Annotated in this window: 22 protein-coding genes; 19 read left to right on the top strand and 3 right to left on the bottom strand. The window is 44.9% G+C overall.

What is annotated here, in order from left to right:
* Positions 1-543 precede the first annotated feature (543 nt).
* On the top strand, positions 544-1,488 hold the full coding sequence (gene rluC / locus OCV12_RS10980) for a 23S rRNA pseudouridine(955/2504/2580) synthase RluC (RefSeq protein WP_261884659.1): 945 nt from the start codon (positions 544-546) through the stop codon (positions 1,486-1,488).
* A gap of 278 nt (positions 1,489-1,766) precedes the next feature.
* On the opposite strand, the gene OCV12_RS10975 is transcribed toward rluC, so the two are convergent.
* Positions 1,767-2,348: a Maf family protein gene (locus OCV12_RS10975; protein WP_261884658.1), complete on the bottom strand. Its 582-nt coding sequence runs from the start codon at positions 2,346-2,348 to the stop codon at positions 1,767-1,769.
* Between the two features lie 149 nt (positions 2,349-2,497).
* Here OCV12_RS10975 and yceD point away from each other — a divergent pair, with 149 nt between their 5' ends.
* From yceD to OCV12_RS10900, 15 genes are all read left to right on the top strand, one after another.
* Positions 2,498-3,025 carry a 23S rRNA accumulation protein YceD gene (yceD, locus tag OCV12_RS10970; protein ID WP_017630536.1) on the top strand — a complete coding sequence of 176 codons (528 nt, stop codon included), beginning with the start codon at positions 2,498-2,500 and terminating at the stop codon, positions 3,023-3,025.
* Positions 3,026-3,060: 35 nt separating this feature from the next.
* Positions 3,061-3,231 (top strand): 50S ribosomal protein L32, encoded by a 171-nt coding sequence (gene rpmF, locus OCV12_RS10965; protein WP_004737376.1) that lies wholly within the window; start codon positions 3,061-3,063, stop codon positions 3,229-3,231.
* A gap of 9 nt (positions 3,232-3,240) precedes the next feature.
* Positions 3,241-4,266, top strand: coding sequence for a phosphate acyltransferase PlsX (plsX, locus tag OCV12_RS10960; RefSeq protein ID WP_017062152.1), 1,026 nt, complete (start codon positions 3,241-3,243; stop codon positions 4,264-4,266).
* A gap of 5 nt (positions 4,267-4,271) precedes the next feature.
* Positions 4,272-5,222, top strand: coding sequence for a beta-ketoacyl-ACP synthase III (locus OCV12_RS10955; protein ID WP_010437276.1), 951 nt, complete (start codon positions 4,272-4,274; stop codon positions 5,220-5,222).
* Between the two features lie 80 nt (positions 5,223-5,302).
* Positions 5,303-6,226 (top strand): ACP S-malonyltransferase, encoded by a 924-nt coding sequence (gene fabD / locus OCV12_RS10950; RefSeq protein WP_017630537.1) that lies wholly within the window; start codon positions 5,303-5,305, stop codon positions 6,224-6,226.
* Between the two features lie 25 nt (positions 6,227-6,251).
* A complete protein-coding gene (gene fabG, locus OCV12_RS10945; protein WP_026084209.1) occupies positions 6,252-6,986 on the top strand; it encodes a 3-oxoacyl-ACP reductase FabG in 735 nt (244 codons plus the stop codon).
* A gap of 166 nt (positions 6,987-7,152) precedes the next feature.
* Complete coding sequence (acpP, locus tag OCV12_RS10940; protein WP_004737381.1) at positions 7,153-7,386, top strand: acyl carrier protein; 234 nt, start codon at positions 7,153-7,155, stop codon at positions 7,384-7,386.
* Positions 7,387-7,479: 93 nt separating this feature from the next.
* Positions 7,480-8,724: a beta-ketoacyl-ACP synthase II gene (gene fabF / locus OCV12_RS10935; RefSeq protein WP_017630538.1), complete on the top strand. Its 1,245-nt coding sequence runs from the start codon at positions 7,480-7,482 to the stop codon at positions 8,722-8,724.
* Positions 8,725-8,828: 104 nt separating this feature from the next.
* Positions 8,829-9,707 carry an aminodeoxychorismate lyase gene (pabC, locus tag OCV12_RS10930; RefSeq protein ID WP_261884657.1) on the top strand — a complete coding sequence of 293 codons (879 nt, stop codon included), beginning with the start codon at positions 8,829-8,831 and terminating at the stop codon, positions 9,705-9,707.
* Complete coding sequence (mltG, locus tag OCV12_RS10925) at positions 9,704-10,720, top strand: endolytic transglycosylase MltG (protein WP_132743046.1); 1,017 nt, start codon at positions 9,704-9,706, stop codon at positions 10,718-10,720. Before pabC ends, mltG begins: the two co-directional genes overlap by 4 nt.
* Before the next feature lie 10 nt (positions 10,721-10,730).
* A complete protein-coding gene (gene tmk / locus OCV12_RS10920) occupies positions 10,731-11,363 on the top strand; it encodes a dTMP kinase (RefSeq protein ID WP_261884656.1) in 633 nt (210 codons plus the stop codon).
* A 6-nt stretch (positions 11,364-11,369) separates the two neighbouring features.
* Positions 11,370-12,335, top strand: a complete 966-nt coding sequence (locus OCV12_RS10915) for a DNA polymerase III subunit delta' (RefSeq protein WP_261884655.1) — start codon at positions 11,370-11,372, stop codon at positions 12,333-12,335.
* Complete coding sequence (locus tag OCV12_RS10910; protein ID WP_261884654.1) at positions 12,326-13,093, top strand: TatD family hydrolase; 768 nt, start codon at positions 12,326-12,328, stop codon at positions 13,091-13,093. Before OCV12_RS10915 ends, OCV12_RS10910 begins: the two co-directional genes overlap by 10 nt.
* 444 nt (positions 13,094-13,537) lie before the next feature.
* Entirely contained in the window at positions 13,538-14,968 is a 1,431-nt protein-coding gene (ptsG, locus tag OCV12_RS10905) for a PTS glucose transporter subunit IIBC (RefSeq protein ID WP_017630544.1), read from the top strand.
* A 228-nt stretch (positions 14,969-15,196) separates the two neighbouring features.
* On the top strand, positions 15,197-15,601 hold the full coding sequence (locus OCV12_RS10900; RefSeq protein ID WP_132761978.1) for a hypothetical protein: 405 nt from the start codon (positions 15,197-15,199) through the stop codon (positions 15,599-15,601).
* A 73-nt stretch (positions 15,602-15,674) separates the two neighbouring features.
* Here OCV12_RS10900 and OCV12_RS10895 read toward each other — a convergent pair whose 3' ends face one another.
* Positions 15,675-16,268 carry a porin family protein gene (locus tag OCV12_RS10895; RefSeq protein ID WP_261884653.1) on the bottom strand — a complete coding sequence of 198 codons (594 nt, stop codon included), beginning with the start codon at positions 16,266-16,268 and terminating at the stop codon, positions 15,675-15,677.
* A 145-nt stretch (positions 16,269-16,413) separates the two neighbouring features.
* Here OCV12_RS10895 and cydH point away from each other — a divergent pair, with 145 nt between their 5' ends.
* The gene (gene cydH, locus OCV12_RS10890; protein WP_100214626.1) at positions 16,414-16,503 is read left to right on the top strand and encodes a cytochrome bd-I oxidase subunit CydH; all 90 of its coding nucleotides are present in this window, start codon (positions 16,414-16,416) and stop codon (positions 16,501-16,503) included.
* 41 nt (positions 16,504-16,544) lie between these two features.
* On the top strand, positions 16,545-17,759 hold the full coding sequence (locus tag OCV12_RS10885) for a patatin-like phospholipase family protein (RefSeq protein WP_261884652.1): 1,215 nt from the start codon (positions 16,545-16,547) through the stop codon (positions 17,757-17,759).
* Positions 17,760-17,893: 134 nt separating this feature from the next.
* Here OCV12_RS10885 and pyk read toward each other — a convergent pair whose 3' ends face one another.
* Positions 17,894-19,339 carry a pyruvate kinase gene (gene pyk, locus OCV12_RS10880; protein WP_017632358.1) on the bottom strand — a complete coding sequence of 482 codons (1,446 nt, stop codon included), beginning with the start codon at positions 19,337-19,339 and terminating at the stop codon, positions 17,894-17,896.
* Between the two features lie 319 nt (positions 19,340-19,658).
* On the opposite strand from pyk, the gene mlc reads away from it, so the two are divergent.
* Positions 19,659-20,876 carry a sugar metabolism global transcriptional regulator Mlc gene (gene mlc, locus OCV12_RS10875; RefSeq protein ID WP_017632359.1) on the top strand — a complete coding sequence of 406 codons (1,218 nt, stop codon included), beginning with the start codon at positions 19,659-19,661 and terminating at the stop codon, positions 20,874-20,876.
* Positions 20,877-20,889 lie beyond the last annotated feature (13 nt).

Raw genomic sequence — 20,889 nt, 5'->3', positions numbered from 1 at the left:
CCCATGGCTTTATCGGTGCAGCCTCCCGGCTGGAGAGGGATGCTCTGGGGCACGTCAGTCATCATAGGGAGTTAGCCTATGATCCGCGATGTGGCGGTGAATACTCAACATGAGCGTACGTGAGTAGAGCGATAAGGAACTCAGTTGACCGTGTCTTACGCCGATTGCAGCACTGTCTAATCTGAGTTATCTACTCATTTACTTGCTTATGAATGGTTAGCTGTTTAAATAATAGTCAAACCACTGATAGCAGCTGTGAACTATAGCAGCGGTCGGTAAACACAGCAATCTGCTTTGTCGGAATGCTGTAAAAAAAACAGTTTTTGTTTGGGTTTTGATAGCTCTAACTCACTGTCTATAAATAATTTATCAATTGATATTTTAATTTGCAGGAATCTTGGTGCTTTTTTGTTCGAAGAATCAAAGAAATATAGAACTTCAACGAGCATTTGAGGATAGATCGGTAGGGATTATGGATAAATAAGTTCGGAATCGAGCTAAGAAAATCTCAATTATCAAAAGTGACAGTGATACAATAGCCCAATGAGCGAAATTAGAACCCAAGTCCAATTTGTCGACATTGACGAAGATATGGCTGGTCAGCGTATTGATAACTTCTTACGCAACCAATTAAAAAACATCCCGAAAAGCATGATTTACCGAATCGTGCGTAAAGGCGAAGTCCGCGTAAATAAAAAACGCATCAAGGCTGAGTACAAACTAAAAGCTGGTGATTTAGTTCGTATCCCGCCAGTCACGATTGAAGAGAAAACTGAAGAGAACGTGCCAAGCACGAAACTCAACAAGGTTTCAGAATTAGAACAGTGCATCATTTATGAAGATGATCACATGCTGATTCTAAACAAACCTTCGGGCACTGCTGTTCATGGTGGCAGTGGGTTGAAGTTTGGCGCAATCGAAGCATTGCGTGCACTTCGTCCTGATGCTCGTTTTCTAGAGTTAGTGCATCGTATTGATAGAGATACATCTGGCATTTTGCTTGTTGCTAAGAAGCGCTCGGCGCTAAGACACCTTCAAGCACAGTTCCGTGAAAAAACGGTTCAAAAATATTACTTCGCTTTAGTCATGGGCGAATGGAAGAACAGCTGTAAGGTTGTTAACGCTCCATTATTGAAAAACGAAGTGAACAGCATTGTTCGTGTGAACCCGAATGGTAAAGCCTCTGAGACGCGCTTTAGAGTTTTAGAAAAATTCAAAGATGCGACGTTAGTTCAAGCAAGTCCAATTACGGGGCGTACACACCAAATCCGTGTGCACACTCAATATACTGGCCACCCAATCGCTTGGGATGATCGCTACGGTGATCGTCGTTTTGATGCTTACACGGGTAAGGTTGGCTTGGATCGTTTGTTCCTACACGCAGCAAACATTAAGTTCACGCACCCAGGTAGTGAAGAGAAGATGGATATCTCTGCACCAATGGAAACGAGACTTGAAAAAGCACTGACCGGATTGCGTAAGATCTAAAAAGTTACGAGATACGAAAGGGAGAATTCTTTCGGGATTTACTCTCAGCTATATGAAAATGGTAAAGGTTGACGAATATCGTCAACCTTTTTTGTTTGTGCCTACTGTAGAAGATCCCCAACTCGCTCGTGCCTCGCTCTTGAGGATGACGACACATTGCATTATTAATGACTGAATAAAGAAAAAGCCCTCGGGACTGTAACAATCATTAGTCTTCGTCATTCCCTAGACTGACGAAGGAAGGAGTAGGGAATCTCTGTAAGTGTGACAAGCGCCAGTTAAAGCACACTCATTCCTTGTACTTCGAGCATATTGACCAAGTCGATCAGTGGCAGGCCAATCAAGGTGTTCGGATCTTTGCCTTCCATCTGTTTAAATAATGCAATACCTAACCCTTCGCACATAAAACTGCCCGCGCAGTAATAAGGCTCTTCTTTCTCAACGTAAGAGATGATCTGTTGTTTGGTTAAATCACGGAAATGAACGATGAAGGTGTCGAGACGCGTGTCAGCTTTGTTGGTCTCGCTGTTCCAAACAGAAAGGCCAGTATAGAAAGTGATGCTCTTGCCGCTTTGACGGGATAACTGTTCAATTGCTTTTTCACGAGTATGTGGCTTACCAATGATCTCTCCATCAATCACACAAACTTGATCAGAGCCAATCACCAAGCTCGGTTGCTCGACCGCGCAAGACTTAGCTTTGGTCTCAGCAAGGCGCATGACTAACTGTTGAGGCGTCTCATTTGAAAGTGGCGTTTCATCGCAGTCTGGTTTGGCGGTAATGAAGCTTAACTGTAGTTTTTTGAGGATCTCTTGCCTAAATGGTGATGTAGAGGCTAAAACTAGTTGGTAATTTCTCATTTTAATTTACAATTCAAGGAAGCATTTATCTCAGGATAACGTAACTTGTCCTGCTATTCATAATGCTCTGAATAGGAAAGGCAGGAAAGTACATTTTTTTTGCCATTTCCTTTGACTAAACATGATTTGGAAGATAAGATTCGCGCCCTATGCAAAAGGAAAAAATACCGCGTACAGTTGATCCGGCAAGAACGGCTCAAAAACGACTGGATATGAATGGCATCATTCAAGTCAGTCTTTTAAAGCGTTTAACTGAAGCAACTGAAGGCGTAAAACGTGACGCGCAAGTCTCAATGTCATTTGGGCTTGATGAACAACGATTAGTCGTTATCTCTGGTAAAGCTAACGTCGAAGTCGATTTAGAGTGTCAACGTTGTAATGAGGTTTTCGCACATGAGTGCGATGTCCAATTTACTTATACTCCTGTTTACAGCGAGAAAAGTGAAGAGGAAGCACCGGAAGAGTACGATTTGGTAGATCTGAACGAGTACGGTGAGTTAGACCTGATTCAATTAGTTGAAGACGAGTTCATCCTTGGATTGCCACAAATAGCAATGCACGACGATGCGGACTGTAGCGTTAACTCAAATAATTTGGTGTTTGGCGAACTTCCTGAAGAAATTGAGGAAGATAAAAAGCCGAATCCATTTGATGTTTTAAAAAGCTTGAAGAAGTAACAGCTTCTTTAAGAATTTACATAGGAGTAGGGTCAATGGCCGTACAAAAGAGCAAGAAATCACGTTCAATGCGTGGCATGCGTCGTTCACACGATGCACTAACTACAGCTGCACTTTCTGTAGACGCAACTTCAGGTGAAACTCACCTACGTCACAACGTGACTGCCGAAGGTTTCTACCGCGGCAAAAAGGTTATCAACAAGTAAGGTTGACCTTTGCAAAATCTAACCGTTGCGCTTGATGCAATGGGCGGGGACTTCGGTCCTCGTGTAACAGTGCCTGCCGCCGTGCAGGCACTGTCGTATTTCCCAGAGCTAAAAGTCATTCTCATAGGTGATCGAAACGCGATCACATCTCAATTATCTTCATTAGGTCGAATGCCTGATTCTCGTTTGAGCATCCAGCATTGTGATCGAGTGATTTCCAATTCTGAAAAACCTTCACTAGCCTTACGTAATAGTCAGGGCAGTTCTATGCGTGCCGCTATCGATCTGGTTGCCGAATCACAGGCTGATGCTTGTGTGAGTGGTGGTAACACTGGCGCACTGATGGCTTTGTCTCGTTTCCGACTTAAACTCCTTCCTGGTATTGATAGGCCTGCATTGGTTTCAGCTTTGCCTACCGCATCAGGGAATCGCACATGGATGCTTGATTTAGGGGCGAACGTTTCTAGTGACGCGGATTCACTCTTTCAGTTTGCCGTGATGGGCAGTGCATTAGCGGAACAACATTTAGGTCGCGCTCCACGTGTCGCTATATTGAATATCGGTGCAGAAGAAATCAAAGGCAATGACCTTGTAAAACGATGCGCTGAAATGTTGTCGAATACTCAGTCTGTGAACTTCATAGGCTATATTGAAGGTAATCAATTACTTCAAGATGCTGCTGATGTCGTCGTATGTGATGGTTTTGTGGGCAATGTCTGCTTAAAAACGTGCGAAGGTACAGCTCAGCTCTTTATTGATAAGCTAAAAACGCGCATGATGGCTTCAACAATAAAGGGTTGGATAGCCAGAATGTTGTTTTCTGAGCTATTTACTGAATTAAAAACCTTGAACCCCGACCAGTATAACGGCGCAAGTTTGTTAGGATTGCGCGGCATTGTCATTAAAAGTCATGGAAGTGCTGATGTGTCTGCAGTCGTCAACGCGATTGGTGAAGCAGTACACGAGGTCAAACGACAAGTCCCCAGCCGCATTAGCGATCGTTTGGAAGCGGTTTTACTCGAGAGGCATTATTAGTCTTCATGTATAGCAAAATTTTAGGTACTGGCAGCTACTTGCCATCTCAGGTGCGTACAAACGCAGACTTAGAGAAAATGGTAGAGACTAGCGATGAGTGGATTGTTGCTAGAACAGGTATTAAAGAGCGTCGTATTTCAGCGGAAAACGAAACCGTTGCTGATATGGCGTTTTACGCTGCTGAGAATGCCATTGAGATGGCAGGTATCGACAAAGAAGATATTGATTTAATCATCGTTGCGACAACCAGCAGTAGCCACACATTCCCGTCTTCGGCATGTCAGGTACAAGGTAAGCTTGGTATTAAAGGCTGCCCTGCGTTTGATTTGGCTGCAGCGTGTTCTGGTTTTGTTTACGCACTGTCTGTTGCTGATCAACACATCAAGACTGGCATGTGTAAGAACGTTTTGGTAATTGGTGCGGACGCACTGTCAAAAACCTGTGATCCGACTGACCGCTCTACTATCATCCTATTTGGTGATGCAGCAGGCGCGGTGGTTGTAGGCGCAAGCGAAGAGCCAGGTATTTTGTCTACTCATATTTACTCTGATGGTAAATACGGTGAGCTTCTAAGCCTAGAAGTACCAGAGCGCGGTGGTGATGCAGACAAATGGCTGCACATGGCGGGCAACGAAGTATTTAAAGTGGCGGTAACTCAGCTTTCTAAGCTAGTTAAAGACACATTAGCTGCGAATAATATGGACAAGTCAGAGCTTGATTGGTTAGTTCCACACCAAGCGAACTACCGTATTATCTCGGCAACGGCTAAAAAGCTGACAATGTCGCTTGATCAGGTGGTGATTACCCTTGATAAGCACGGCAATACGTCAGCAGCTACCGTACCAACAGCACTCGATGAGGCTGTTCGCGACGGGCGAATTAAACGTGGTCAAACGCTTCTTCTTGAAGCCTTTGGTGGCGGCTTCACTTGGGGTTCTGCGTTAGTTAAATTCTAACCTCAAGCGATAATCAACAAACAAGGCACATAACTTATGTGCCTTATTCAATTTTTTGCTTTGCTTAAAGGATAATTACAATGAGCAAGTTTGCTATCGTATTCCCAGGCCAAGGCTCTCAAGCTATCGGTATGCTTGCTGACCTAGGCGAACAGTATGATGTTGTTAAACAAACATTTGCTGAAGCTTCAGAAGCACTTGGTTACGATCTATGGGCATTGGTTCAAGATGGTCCAGTAGAAAATCTAAATGAAACTTTCCGCACTCAACCGGCTCTCTTAACAGCGTCTGTTGCAATTTGGCGTGTATGGCAAGAGCTTGGCCTAGAGCAACCTGTAAACCTAGCAGGTCACAGCCTAGGCGAATACTCTGCACTCGTATGTGCTGGCGTTATCGACTTTAAAGAAGCGATCAAGCTGGTTGAACTACGTGGTCAACTGATGCAAGAAGCAGTGCCAGCGGGTGTTGGTGCAATGTACGCAATCATCGGTCTAGATGATGAAGCGATTGCTAAAGCGTGTGAAGAAGCTGCGCAAGACGAAGTTGTGTCTCCAGTTAACTTTAACTCTCCAGGCCAAGTTGTTATTGCAGGTAACAAAGCAGCAGTTGAACGTGCTGGTGCACTATGTAAAGAAGCAGGTGCTAAGCGTGCACTTCCTTTACCTGTTTCTGTGCCATCTCACTGTGCACTGATGAAGCCTGCAGCAGACAAGCTAGCGGTGGCTCTAGAAGCTCTAGAGTTCAACACGCCAGCACTGCCTGTTATCAATAACGTTGATGTTATTGCTGAAACAGACCCTGCAAAAATCAAAGACGCACTTGTTCGTCAGCTATATAGCCCAGTTCGTTGGACTGAAGGCGTACAAGCAATGAACGAGCAAGGCGTTGAGAAGCTATTAGAATTAGGTCCAGGTAAGGTTCTTACTGGTCTAACAAAACGAATCGTAAAAACTATGACAGCTGCTGCAGTTAATGACACTGCATCACTAGAAGCTGCTAAGTAAATAACCACTTAATAGAGAAGTTATGATGAATTTAGAAGGCAAAGTTGCACTCGTTACAGGCGCAAGCCGTGGCATTGGTCGTGCAATCGCTGAACTTTTAGTTGAGCGTGGTGCTAAAGTTATCGGTACTGCTACTTCTGAAGGCGGCGCTGCTGCAATCAGCGAGTACCTTGGTGAGAACGGTAAAGGTCTTGCTCTTAACGTAACGGATGTTGACTCAATTGCAGCTACACTGAAAACCATCAACGATGAGTTCGGTGCGATTGATATTCTAGTTAACAACGCAGGTATCACTCGTGATAACCTTCTTATGCGTATGAAAGACGACGAATGGAATGACATCATCGATACTAACCTAACGCCTATCTTCCGCATGTCTAAAGCTGTATTGCGTGGCATGATGAAGAAGCGTCAAGGTCGTATTGTAAACGTTGGTTCTGTAGTAGGTACTATGGGTAACGCTGGTCAAGCTAACTACGCAGCTGCTAAAGCTGGTGTAATTGGCTTTACTAAATCAATGGCTCGTGAAGTTGCATCTCGTGGCGTTACAGTGAACACTGTTGCTCCAGGTTTCATCGAAACTGATATGACTAAAGCGCTAAATGATGACCAACGTGCAGCAACTTTGGCGAATGTACCAGCAGGTCGACTAGGTGACCCTCGCGAAATCGCTGAAGCTGTGGTATTTTTGGCGTCACCTGCGGCAGCTTATATCACAGGTGAAACACTTCACGTCAATGGCGGTATGTACATGGTGTAAATTATGTGCAACATTTGTGCATGATTTAAGTCAAGATCATACGTAATTTCGGTTAAAATCGTGAAAATTGTGGTTTGACCAGAAAAGTTGACCTTGCAACTTTCAATAGATTGAATAAACTACGGAAAACATCGCATAAAGCGAACTCTGTAAAGGAAAAGAAAAAATGAGCAACCTCGAAGAACGCGTAAAGAAAATCATTGTTGAACAGCTAGGTGTAGACGAAGCTGAAGTTAAAAACGAAGCTTCTTTCGTTGATGACCTAGGTGCAGATTCTCTAGACACAGTTGAGCTAGTAATGGCTCTAGAAGAAGAATTCGACACTGAAATCCCAGATGAAGAAGCTGAGAAAATTACTACTGTTCAAGCAGCTATCGATTACGTAACTAGCGCTCAGTAATAATCTCTCCCAGGCGGTCACCTCGACCGCCTGTGTTTTATCTAACTCATCTATCCTCATCTTAAATCACCTCAATCTCCGGAGTGTAAAATCGTGTCCAAGCGTCGTGTAGTTGTCACTGGCATGGGTATGTTGTCACCGGTAGGCAACACTGTAGAATCTTCTTGGAAAGCCCTGCTAGCTGGTCAAAGTGGTATCGTTAATATCGAGCACTTTGATGCAACCAATTTCTCAACTCGTTTTGCAGGTCTAGTTAAAGACTTTAACTGCGAAGAGTATATGTCTAAAAAAGATGCTCGTAAGATGGACTTGTTCATCCAGTACGGCGTCGCAGCAGGTATTCAAGCTTTAGATGATTCAGCCCTAACTATTACTGAAGAAAACGCTCCACGTGTGGGTGTTGCAATCGGTTCTGGTATTGGTGGTCTTGGTTTGATCGAAGCAGGTCACCAAGCTCTAACTGAAAAAGGCCCTCGTAAGATCAGCCCGTTCTTCGTACCGTCGACGATCGTGAATATGATTGCTGGTCACATGTCTATCATGCGCGGCCTACGCGGTCCAAACATCGCGATCTCTACTGCATGTACGACTGGCCTACATAACATTGGTCACGCGGCACGTATGATTGCATACGGCGATGCTGACGCAATGCTAGCGGGTGGTGCTGAAAAAGCATCTACACCACTAGGTATGGGCGGTTTTGGTGCGGCTAAAGCACTGTCTACTCGTAACGATGAGCCTCAAAAAGCTTCTCGTCCATGGGACAAAGGCCGTGACGGCTTCGTTCTTGGTGACGGTGCAGGCATGATGGTTCTTGAAGAGTACGAACATGCGAAAGCTCGTGGCGCTAAGATTTACTGTGAGCTAGTTGGCTTCGGTATGTCGGGTGACGCTTACCACATGACATCTCCAAGTGAAGATGGCTCTGGTGGTGCACTAGCGATGGAAGCGGCTATGCGTGATGCTGGCATTACTGGTGAACAAATCGGTTATGTTAACGCACACGGTACATCGACTCCTGCGGGTGACGTAGCGGAAGTTAAGGGCATTAAGCGTGCTCTTGGCGAAGCAGGCAGCAAGCAAGTATTGGTTTCTTCTACGAAATCGATGACTGGTCACCTTCTAGGTGCTGCCGGTTCTGCTGAAGCTATCATCACGGCTATGTCTCTGGTTGACCAAATTGTTCCACCAACAATCAACCTAGATGATCCTGAAGAAGGCTTAGATATTGACTTAGTACCTCACACTGCGCGTGAAGTTAGCAACATGGAATATGCTGCATGTAACTCATTCGGTTTCGGTGGTACAAACGGCTGTTTGATCTTCAAAAAGATTTAATCATCTTATTAAAGACGTAAACACTCGTAGATAGTCACAATTAGACTTGTTTTTAAACGGCTTGATGCTTTAGCATTGAGCCGTTTCTTTTTATGGGGAAAAACATGTTTTGGGTTGATGGAGAAAGACAGCAAACTGTCGATATCTTGGACCGCTCGTTTCAGTACGGAGATGGCTGTTTTACCACCATGCTTGTTCAAGGTGGCCAGATTCAACATTTTCACGATCATCAGCGTCGTGTCGATGAATGCCTGAAAGCGTTACGCATTTCTGCTCTTGATTGGGATGTGGTTAATGTTTGGCTCGATTGTGCGCTTCAACATATCCAAAACAACGCGCTTCATGGGACAAAGAGCCTTGATGGTTCAGAGAATCGCTATGAGGCAAACAAGCCTCATGATGAAAAAGCAGGAATAAAGCTGCACGTTAGTCGCGGTTCTGGTGGCAGAGGTTATAGCACCAAGAATATCGCTAAACCCACGATCACTATCAGTACGTTTGATTTCCCAAGCCATTATTCAGCGTTTCAAGATTCTGGTGTTGAACTCGGTATCTGCCAACAAGCTTTAGGTTTGAGCCCATTGCTTGCAGGGCATAAGCACAACAATCGCCTTGAGCAAATCTTGATGAAAGATGAAATGGATCAGGCCAATGAAGTCGATGGTGTGGTGCTTGATATTTCAGGTAATGTCATTGAAACCACTATGGCTAATCTGTTTTGGAGAAAAGGGGACACCATCTACACACCTCAACTGACGCAGAGTGGCGTCGCAGGGGTTATGCGTAAGCAAGTGTTAACCGCGCTGAATCAAGCTGAACTTTCCGTTACTATTAGTGACTACTGCTTATCTCAACTCATGCAAGCTGATGAGGTTTTCATGACCAACTCCATTTTAGGGGTTGCCCCAGTTACCCGTATTAGTGAAACCCAATTTAACATTGGAACCGTTACTCGTAGCCTTCAAGGACAACTAAACTCGTGATCAAAAAGTTATTTATTTTTCTTATCTTGTGCCTAATCGCAGCGGGCGCTGCTGGGTTCTATGTTTACAACCAAGCGCAAGATAACCTGAAACAAGTCATCCAATTGGAAAAACCACAGGTCGTAACCGTTGCTTCAGGTAGCAGCTTTAATCGTGTTCTGGCACAGTTGATAAATGAGGGGCTATTTGAGGCTTCTCCTTATGAGAAATTAATCCGTAAGTTGCATCCTGAGCTGGTTGACGTAAAAGCAGGTACATTCCTGCTAGAGCCGGGGTTGACTCTAGAGCAGGCACTACAAGTACTGGTTGAGGGTAAAGAGCACCAATTCACAATTACTTTCGTTGAAGGCAGTCGCTTTGATGAATGGCTAGTGCAGCTAAAAGACAACGAATTCATTCAACAGACGTTAGATGGTGTATCTGAAAAAGAGATCGCTGAAAAGCTGGGCATCGAAAATGAGAAGCTAGAAGGTCTTTTCTTAGCGGAAACCTATCACTACACCTACGGCACAACCGATTTAGATTTGTTGAAACGCGCCCATCGTGACCTAATGAACGTTGTGAACGATGAATGGGAAAACAGAGCGGATAAACTGCCTCTTAAGTCACCTTATGAAGCTCTGATTCTTGCGTCTATCATTGAGAAAGAAACCGCCGTTGCTTCAGAGCGCGAGCGTGTGTCTTCTGTATTCGTTAACCGTTTGAACAAGCGTATGCGTTTGCAAACTGATCCAACGGTTATCTATGGCATGGGCGACAGCTACAAAGGTAATATCCGTAAGAAAGATCTGCGCACGCCAACACCGTACAACACATACACAATGAGCGGTTTGCCACCAACGCCGATTGCTATGGCGGGTCGAGCGTCAATTAATGCGGCTCTGAATCCAGAGAACAGCAACTACCTGTATTTTGTTGCGAGCGGAACAGGCGGTCACGTATTTTCAAAGAGTTTGGCTGAGCACAACCGTGCAGTACGAGCTTACTTAAAGCAATTAAGAAAAAACAAATAAAGAAAGAATTATGAATCAGTCGAAATTTATCGTGGTTGAAGGCCTTGAAGGCGCGGGCAAAAGCACTGCAATCAATGCTATCGTAGAAACATTGAAAGCATCTGGTGTAGAAGAACTCGTCAACACTCGTGAACCGGGCGGTACCGTGTTGGCAGAAAAGATGCGTTCACTGGTTAAAGAAGAGCACGAAGGCGAAAAGCTTCAAGACATGACTGAGTTACTGCTGATGTACGCTGCACGCGTTCAATTAGTAGAAAACGTTATCAAGCCTGCACTAGACAGTGGTAAGTGGGTATTGGGTGATCGCCATGATATGTCTTCTCAGGCTTATCAAGGTGGTGGTCGTCAGATCGCACGCACAACGATGGAATCATTGAAAGCAACCACGCTAGGCGATTTTAAGCCAGATCTAACCCTATACTTGGACTTAGACCCTAGAGTAGGGCTGGAACGTGCTAGAGGTCGTGGTGAGCTAGATAGAATCGAAAAGATGGATATCTCATTTTTCGATCGTACACGTGAGCGTTACCTAGAGATTGCCGCACAAGACGACACGGTGCTTGTGATTAATGCGCAACAAGAGATAGATCAAGTGGCTGCGGATATTAAGCAAGCGCTTGGTGTTTGGCTCGACAAACAGTAGGTAGTCATGGCTGAAGTGTATTCTTGGCTCACTCCCGTATGGAATGAGTGGAAAAAAAGTCTCGATGCTGAGCGTTTTCCTAATTCGGTGATTGTTAATGCGCCGGAAGGGCTTGGTGTTGATGCGTTGATTGATCAACTTACCGCAGCATTAATGTGCACTAACTACGAAAGTGAGTCGTGCGGGTTTTGTCATAGCTGTGAATTAATGAAGTCGGGCAGTCATCCTGATTTTCACGTTATCTCGCCAGAGAAAGAAGGTAAGTCGATCACCGTTGATCAAGTGCGTGCCAGTAACCGCTGGGCTCAAGAGTCATCTCAATTGGGTGGCTTACGCGTTATCTTGCTTAATCCGGCAGAGGCAATGAATGAGTCGGCCTCTAACGCGTTGCTGAAAACGCTGGAAGAGCCATCAAGCAAGTGTATCTTCATTCTTTCTACTCGTAACAGTAACCGTTTGATGCCGACTATCATTAGCCGTTGCCAACAATTTAATGTGGTAAGCCCACAGTTGGAGGCAGGGTCGGCTTGGTTAGATGGTGAAGTTGGTAAGGCTGTTCCACAATATATTTTAGCGCTTAATGACAACGCGCCTTTAAAAGCAAAAGCGATGTTTGAGCAGGGCGGCGTAGAGGCTTCTACCAAAGTGCTCGATGGCTTTGTTAATGTCATCAAGGGCACTCAACCTGACATGCTAAAATTCTCGACAGAGCTTAGCAAAGACCCTTTGATTCAATTGGGTTGGCTATGGCACTTATTGTCTGACGTACAGAAGCTGCATTTTGGCTTGGCGAATCAGGCGATCACTCCCAGCGCGAAAGCACTGGTTGAAGTGATGTCTTATCAAAGTGCTTATGCAGCATCGAATAAGCTGCTCATATTGATTGAGCAGTTAAAGCAACACCCTGGGCTCAATACGGAGCTACTCATAATGAATTGGCTGATAGCCACTTGCGAGGAAACATGTTCGTAGATTCCCACTGTCATTTAGACAAACTGGATTACCAAGATTTACACACCAGCGTAGAAGACGTTGTGAACAAGGCGAAAGCAGCGAATGTTGACCAACTACTTTCTGTAGGTGTGACACTTGACTCGTTTGAAAATATGCTCGAGATGATCTCGCCGTTTGATAACGTTAAAGCCTCTTGTGGCGTTCATCCTCTCGATGTAGAGAGTGATTTTTGCTTAGAGAGAATGCGTGAATACGCGAGCAACCCAAAAGTTGTTGCGATTGGTGAGACAGGCTTAGATTACCATTACCAACCAGAGACGGCGGAATTGCAACAACTGCGATTCAAGCAACATGTCGCGTTGGCCGTAGAGCTGAACAAGCCTTTGATCATCCATACACGTAACTCACGTGAAGACACTCTCGCGATTCTGCGTGATGGTGGTGCTGAGAAGTGTGGTGGTGTGATTCACTGCTTTACCGAAGATCAAGCGTTCGCTGAAGCGGCAATGGAATTAGGTTTCTATATCTCAATTTCAGGCATTGTGACCTTTAAGCAGGCAACAGAACTTAAAGAAGTTGTTAAGAACCTACCGCTAGACAGGTTGCTGATCGAGACAGATTCTCCATACTTGGCGCCAATCCCATATCGTGGGAAGCAGAATCAACCTGCATATGTCGTGGAAGTGGCGGCCTATATTGCGCAGTTGAAAGGTGTATCGATGAAAGAGGTTGCTGAACAAACGACCAAAAACTATCAAAAACTTTTTTTGCGATAAAAAACTAAGTAAACAAATAAAAGGGAGCGAAAGCTCCCTTTTTGTGTTTTTGATCACCAAAAATGCGTTTTTTTTTAATGTTTACGAATTATGTTGAACTTGAGAGCGCTAATTATAACATTTGTAATTTTGTTACTAAAAATAACATTCCCTCCTATTTTATTTACCCAGTAAAATAATAGCGTTCTTGAAAAATAACCATATATTTCAACTAATTAAACTCTTGTAAAGCATTGCATTTCTAGATTTGACATGTGATCCAAGACGTGTTTTGAAACTAAATTTCGTAAGTGACTAGAAAGTTAGTTCCCCATCAATATATATTTAGCGGCAGAAAATATAATGCAATACATGGTTACATTTTCGCAGGGTGCTAACATATAGGCTACGGGGGTGTGCCGTTAGTACCCATATAATTATTTTATCTTTATCAGGAGCATAAACATGTTTAAGAACCTTTTTGCTAGCCTGCAGAAAGTTGGTAAGTCTCTGATGCTTCCAGTATCAGTTTTACCAGTTGCGGGTATTTTGCTAGGTGTCGGTGCAGCAGATCTTCCTTTCATTCCAGAAATCGTTTCAAACTTAATGGAACAAGCTGGTGGTTCAGTATTCGGTCAAATGGCACTACTGTTCGCAGTAGGTGTTGCACTTGGCTTTACTAACAACGATGGTGTAGCTGGTCTAGCTGCAATCGTTGGTTACGGCATCATGACTGCTACACTTGGCGTAATGGCTGGTGTAATGGGCGTTGATAAAATCGATACTGGCGTACTAGGTGGTATCCTAGTCGGTGGTGTTGCTGCTTGGGCATTCAACCGTTTCTTCCGTATTCAACTACCAGAGTACCTTGGCTTCTTCGCTGGTAAGCGTGCTGTGCCAATCATCACAGGTTTCTCTGCGATTGGTCTAGCAATCCTACTATCTATCGTATGGCCACCAGTTGGCGGCGCAATCTCTGCGTTCTCTGATTGGGCTGCTCACCAAAACCCACAAGTGGCGTTTGGTATCTACGGTATCGTTGAGCGTTCTCTGATTCCATTTGGTCTTCACCACGTTTGGAACGTACCTTTCTTCTTTGAAGCTGGTACTTGTGTAAACGCTGCTGGCGAAACTCAAAACGGTGTTCTTACTTGTTACCTAGTTGCTGATGACGCATCTCGTGCAGCGGGCAATGGCTTCGGTCAGCTAGCTGGTGGTTACATGTTCAAGATGTTCGGTCTACCTGCTGCTGCAATCGCTATTGCACACTCAGCTAAGCCTGAAAACCGCGCTAAAGTAATGGGTATCATGGCTTCTGCTGCGTTAACTTCATTCCTAACGGGTATCACTGAACCAATCGAATTCTCATTCCTATTCGTTGCTCCTGTACTGTACGCAATCCACGCTCTACTAGCTGGTTCTGCTTACGTTCTTGCGAACACTCTAGGTTTTGTACACGGTACATCTTTCTCACACGGTCTAATCGACTTCCTAGTTCTATCTGGTAACGCGTCTAAGATGGGCCTAATGGTTGTATGTGGTATTGCTTACGCTGCAATTTACTACATCGTATTCCGCACTGTGATTAAAGCTCTAGACCTTAAAACTCCAGGCCGTGAAGACGAGACTGAAGAAGAGTCAGTTGCGACTGGTTCTGAACTTGCTGGTGAGCTAGTTGCTGCATTCGGTGGCAAAGCGAACATCACTGGTCTTGACGCTTGTATTACTCGTCTACGTGTTGCAGTTGCTGATACAGCAGTTGTTGACCAAGACAAACTGAAGAAACTAGGCGCAGCAGGTGTTGTTGTAGTTGCTGGTGGCGTTCAAGCTATCTTCGGTACTAAGTCTGACAACCTTAAGACAGACATGGATGAGTGGATCCGTAACAACGGTTAATTCACTGATTCAATAAATTGAAAGGAGGCCGAGAGGCCTCCTTTTTTGTTTTCTGCCTTATGACAGTCCTTCCTGCACTTATTCTTTTCCACTCAATCGGTTATCGAACAACTCGATGTTCTGATGCTCTATTCCCCGCTTTGGGTACCTCTTATCTTTAACTTTATGATGACAACATCCGTTGTGATTTAAGTAATCTACCGTTTTTAAACACATTCTGAGAATATTATGAAACATCGTTACTTGATTGGCCTTATGTGCGGCAGCCTTGCCTCGTTAGCTCACGCTTCTGAAGCTCCTGCGTTAGAAGTTGGTCTAGCCGTTGACCAAGATCTGAGTGCCGTTGTTGAGTTTGACCAGAAATACCGTGTCACCATTGGTAATGACGGCGCTGCATTTGATTACATCTGGAAGCGAGGTCAGTTCGAGACTGAAGCTCCGTTGAGCTGGTACGTCGGCGCGGGTGCTTGGGCTGAATGGAATGACGATTTTGGCTTGCGTTTGCCATTAGGCGTGAAAGTGAATTTCTACGAAGGCTGGAATGCTTACGCACAAGTTCACCCTGAGCTAGACATGTACAAAGGCGTTGAGCTGCAAGTCGGTGGTGCACTGGGTGTGACTTATAAGTTCTAAAATGAACTTACACCGTTTTTATAATGAAAAAGCCAGCATCTCGCTGGCTTTTTCGTATTATCAGCTACAGTAATTAGAACGTAAAACTCAGTCCGACATTGGCTTGGAATTGATTCATCCAATCAGTATCAAAGCGGATAATACAGTCTTGACCTGTGCTAGGGATGTTACATACACCAGATGTGTCGTTATCAACAACCGTACCCAACCAACGTATTTGTGTGTTGAGTGCTAAACGGTCGCTGAATTTGTATTCCAAGCCGCCAAAGATAGAAGTCGAAAAGCCATACTTATCTTTCGCCCAGTCAACATCCACGTAAGAAGCACCAAGACCTAATCCAAGGTATCCGGATAACACAGGCGAAGCCGGGTAGTAGATGCTGCTTTGCAAGTGCAGGTATTGGATTGAGGAGCTTAGATTGAGCGTTTCTAGCTCAGAGCTCTGGTTAGAATAGAAAAAGCCGATGCGACCTTTATCAAGTGGTGTTTCAATGGCAAAGGTGTAGTTTTCAGACGCTTTCATGTCGTAGGTTTTGCCATCCTGGTCTTCGACACTACCACCGCCGGTATAACCTACCATTGGGGTAATGATGATCTCCGGCGAAGCATACACGATCGATACAGAGAAAAGCGCGATAAGCGCTATCATATTTGCTTTGTTATTCATGAGTATATCCTTATCCATACACTTACTAATTGTGATGGTTACATCAATATTGTGCGACTAATTTCGACGATTCTTGAAGATACTTCACACACCTGATAGTACTTAAATAGAGACTCGACAAATTAATAATAAGCCAGAGGTGTCTATGGACCATAATCTGAAAAATGCCCTACAAATTACCGTGTTTATTTACATGATCATTCTTTCATTTGGCTTTATTGCGATTGGTAGTTAATACCATCTATTGCGAGGCTGAGTTTTGATACTCAGGGACTAATGAATAGTGGGCTTGTAACCAATATTGATACAGCAATAGACTTGGATTACTACGCTAAGTTTATTGCTGGAAAAACAGCACTGGTCGCTCAAGGTGGCGGACAGAGAAGTATTTTTACTTCAGGTGTGCTGGATGCTTTTCTTCTTTCTAATTTTGACCCCTTCGATGAATTTTTTGGTACCTCTGCAGGTGCCCTTAACCTGTGTGCGTATCTTTGCCGCGATAAAGGCCTTGGCCGCTCTTTCGTGCTCGACCTCACCACCTCACCAGAATTCTTCAATATCTTCTCCTATATACGACACAGGAAGAATCTGGGATTAGAGTGGGCTTTAGAACAAATCATGGCTTACCCCTATAAGCTGGATCTTGATTTAGGGCGACAAACCTTAGGCGACCGACATTTCTACGCGGCAGTGACAGACTCTAAAGATCTACGCGATCACTACTTCCCGTTATTGGGAGAAGATTGGTACAAGGTGATGATCGCCACCTGTGCGATTCCTCGTTTGTACAATGATGAGATCTTCATTGGCGACAGTGCTTATGTTGACGGTGGTGTGTCTGCTTGTATCCCAGTTCAAGAAGCTTGGCGTAGACAAGCTCGTTCTATTGTTGTGATTCGTACTGAACCTGTAGTCGAGGAGGGAGGTGAACTCTTGGTTGAAGCTCCTAGTCGCGGCACCGCAGTGAAAGCGCCTAAGCCTATATCTACGGAAGAGCTGGAATGGTTCAGAGAGTCTTTCGACAGTGTTCAAGATCACTGGCAACAGAAAGTGGAACAATGGAAAACCGATTGGACTTCTTTCTTCCAACAACAAATTCTTCGCTCTAAAGAGCAGAAGCGCGATCGTGGACACTTGGACCTGCTCAACGGTGGGCGATGGTTGTTTGGCGCTGATGATATCTACCGCTTAAGTCATCTAATCGGTGATAAATTTGATTCAGGCTTGGCAGACATGTTGATGGTGCACTATCAAACTTACTCCTTAACTCAGGACTTTTTAAACTCTCCTCCGGACGATGCGTTTGTTGTGCAGATAGCACCTAGTAAACCACTAAAGTCGAGTTCATTAATGAGTGATAAAGAAGACTTGTTGCATGATTACGACCTGGGGCTAGAAGCAGGTTATCGATTTGTCGAAACCTATACCTCAACAGAGAATGCTCGTAATTCACACATACCAAAGTTGGCAACCAGTGCCGCGGATAAATGATATGTTAAGTGGGCAAATCAATGTGTGGTTAGCTCACTCTATTCAAAAAGAAAAAGGGGTATTGAACTTGGTTCGATAACCCTTTTTTTTGTACTTGCTAGCTAATTATTTATACAAGCTCTTAGTGTTCAGAGTCAGGTGACCGGTAAGATTCGCATACAGTTGGTTGAGCCCGCGACGTCCATAATATCGCCTTGAGTGACGATCACTAAGTCGCCAAACTTCAAGTGTCCCGCCTCTTTCAGACAAGCAAGAGTCGACAGTGCTATATCGAAGCTGTCTTCGGCTTCAGTTTCGAAGTAGATAGGTGTCACGCCTCGGTACAAAGTACAGCGATTTAGCGTTCCTTCGTTACGAGACAGCGCGTAGATAGGCATGTCGGCACTGAGTCGCGACATCATCAAGGCTGTGCGCCCTGACTCGGTAAGCGTGACCACGCCCTTGATGCCTTCCATGTGGTTGGCAGAGTAGATGGTCGCCATCGAAACGGTCTCTTCTGCCGTCACAAAGGTACGGTCAATACGGTAATTCGATTGGTTAATACCCGCCATCTTTTCAGCACCGATACACACTTCGGCCATGGATTTCACGGTCTCGACTGGGTAAGCACCCGCAGCGGTTTCACCTGAAAGCATCACGGCATCGGTACCATCTAATACCGCGTTAGCAACGTCCATCACTTCGGCACGGGTTGGCATTGGCGCGGAGATCATCGACTCCATCATTTGAGTTGCAGTGATCACTGTTCGGTTAAGCGCTCTAGCACGGCGTATAAGCTGTTTTTGTACCCCGACCAACTCTGGGTCGCCTATTTCCACTCCAAGGTCACCACGGGCCACCATGACCACATCTGAGGCCATTATGATGTCATCCATGTTCTCTACGGTCGCAACGGTCTCTGCTCGCTCGACTTTAGCAACTAAGTGAGCTTCTAACCCTGCTTCTCGTGCTAATTGGCGAGCGTAGTGCATGTCTTCGCCATTACGTGGGAACGAGACTGCCAGGTAATCGACTTGAATTTGAGCGGCGGTGACGATGTCTCGCTTGTCTTTGTCGGTCAGTGCTTCAGCAGAAAGGCCGCCCCCTTTTTTGTTGATGCCTTTGTTGTTCGAGAGAGGGCCGCCAATAATCACTTCGGTATGAACGCGACAGCCTTCCACTTTGGTTACTTTGAGTTGAACACGACCATCGTCAAGCAACAGGATATCGCCGGCGGATACGTCGTTAGGCAGTTCTTTATAATCAAGGCCAACGGCTTCTTGGTTGCCTTCGCCTAAACCTAGGCTGCTATCGAGAGTGAACAGGTCGCCCACGGCAAGTTGGATCTTGCCATCTTTGAATGTCGACACACGAATCTTGGGACCTTGCAAGTCTCCGAGAATGGCGATTTGAGTGCCGAGTCTTTTTGCTATCGCTCTGACTTTTTCTGCGCGTTGGATGTGGTCGTCGCTGCTGCCGTGAGAAAAGTTCATACGGACGATATTGGCACCGGCTTTGATGATTTCTTCAAGCACGTTACCTTTATCTGTTGAAGGGCCTAACGTTGTGACGATTTTCGTTTTTCTTAATTCGGCTGTCATGAATACTCCTAGAGTGAGACCAAGTAATCTTTTACAAGACTGAATTAAGTATATGCATTAATTGATAATTTATTGGGAGCTAGGAAGATATTTCTGTATTTACTGATATTTATTGTACTTAGTACTCAAGCGCGATGTTTTTTTATGAAAATTAAGTCTCGATTTATCGATGTGGGTGTTAATTTTCCTCGAACTATTTGACTCGATACACAAAGATTCATGTATATACGTGATACTGGTCACGGCGATATACCAAGTGACTTCACAATTACTTCGCAAAGTAAAAAAATTACCTCGTTGATGATTTCTGGAGCGTAAAATGTACATGGCTCAACCGGGCCATATTGATCATATCAAACAGGTCAATGCTGGTCGTGTATATAAACTAATTGACCTTAAAGGTCCTATTTCTCGTATCGATCTGTCCAAGCAAAGTGAGTTGGCTCCGGCGAGTATTACTAAAATTACCCGTGAACTCATTGAAGCTCACCTTATTCACGAAACCACGGTTCAAGAAGCCACGACTCGTGGGCGTCCTGCTGTCGGTCTGCAAACCAATAACGAAGGTTGGCAATTTTTGTCGATGCGTCTTGGTCGTGGTTACCTCACGATCGCGCTCCATGAATTGGGTGGCGACGTGCTTATCGATACCAAAATTGATATCCATGAACGTGATCAAGATGATGTGCTTGCACGTCTTCTCCATGAAATCGATGAGTTCTTCCAAACCTATGCCGAGCAACTCGACAGGGTGACGAGCATTGCCATCACACTGCCTGGTCTTGTGAATTCAGAGCAAGGTATTGTGCTACAAATGCCACATTACAACGTTGAAAATCTAGCGTTGGGTCCGGAGATCTACAAAGAAACCGGTCTGCCAGTCTTTATTGCCAATGACACCCGAGCTTGGGCACTAGCAGAAAAGCTATTTGGTAATTCACAAGACAACGACAACTCTGTTCTTATCTCTATTCACCATGGTTTAGGTGCCGGGATCATTCTTGATGGCCGCGTTCTTCAAGGGCGTCACGGTAACATCGGTGAACTGGGTCATATCCAGATCGATAAAGAGGGCAAGCTTTGCCATTGTGGTAACCGAGGCTGTTTAGAAACGGTCGCGAGTTCACAGGCGATCCGTGAGCAAGTGAAAGAGCGATTAGCCAATGGTGAAGAATCAACGCTGACTGTGTTTGAGGATGTTACGATTGAGCAAATCTGTGCTGCTGCGGCTGATGGCGACCCTCTGGCTGTTGAAGTGATTGAACAGTTAGGTCGTTACTTAGGCTCTGCGATTGCTATTGTGATTAATCTGTTTAACCCAGAGAAAATCTTGGTCGGTGGTGTTATTAATCAGGCTAAGAGCGTGTTGTACCCTGCGATTCAAAAGTGTATCGAAGAGCAGAGTTTATCGGTTTACCATCAAGACTTAGAGCTGGTGGAATCTCGATTCTATAAGCAGGCAACCATGCCAGGCGCTGCACTTATTAAGCAGGCCTTGTATGACGGTCAGCTGTTAATGAAAGTTATTGAAGGCTAACTCTTTTTCTCTT

The sequence above is a fragment of the Vibrio pomeroyi genome (assembly GCF_024347595.1).
Classification (GTDB): Bacteria; Pseudomonadota; Gammaproteobacteria; order Enterobacterales; family Vibrionaceae; genus Vibrio; species Vibrio pomeroyi.
This window is presented reverse-complemented; position numbering and strand designations above follow the sequence as displayed.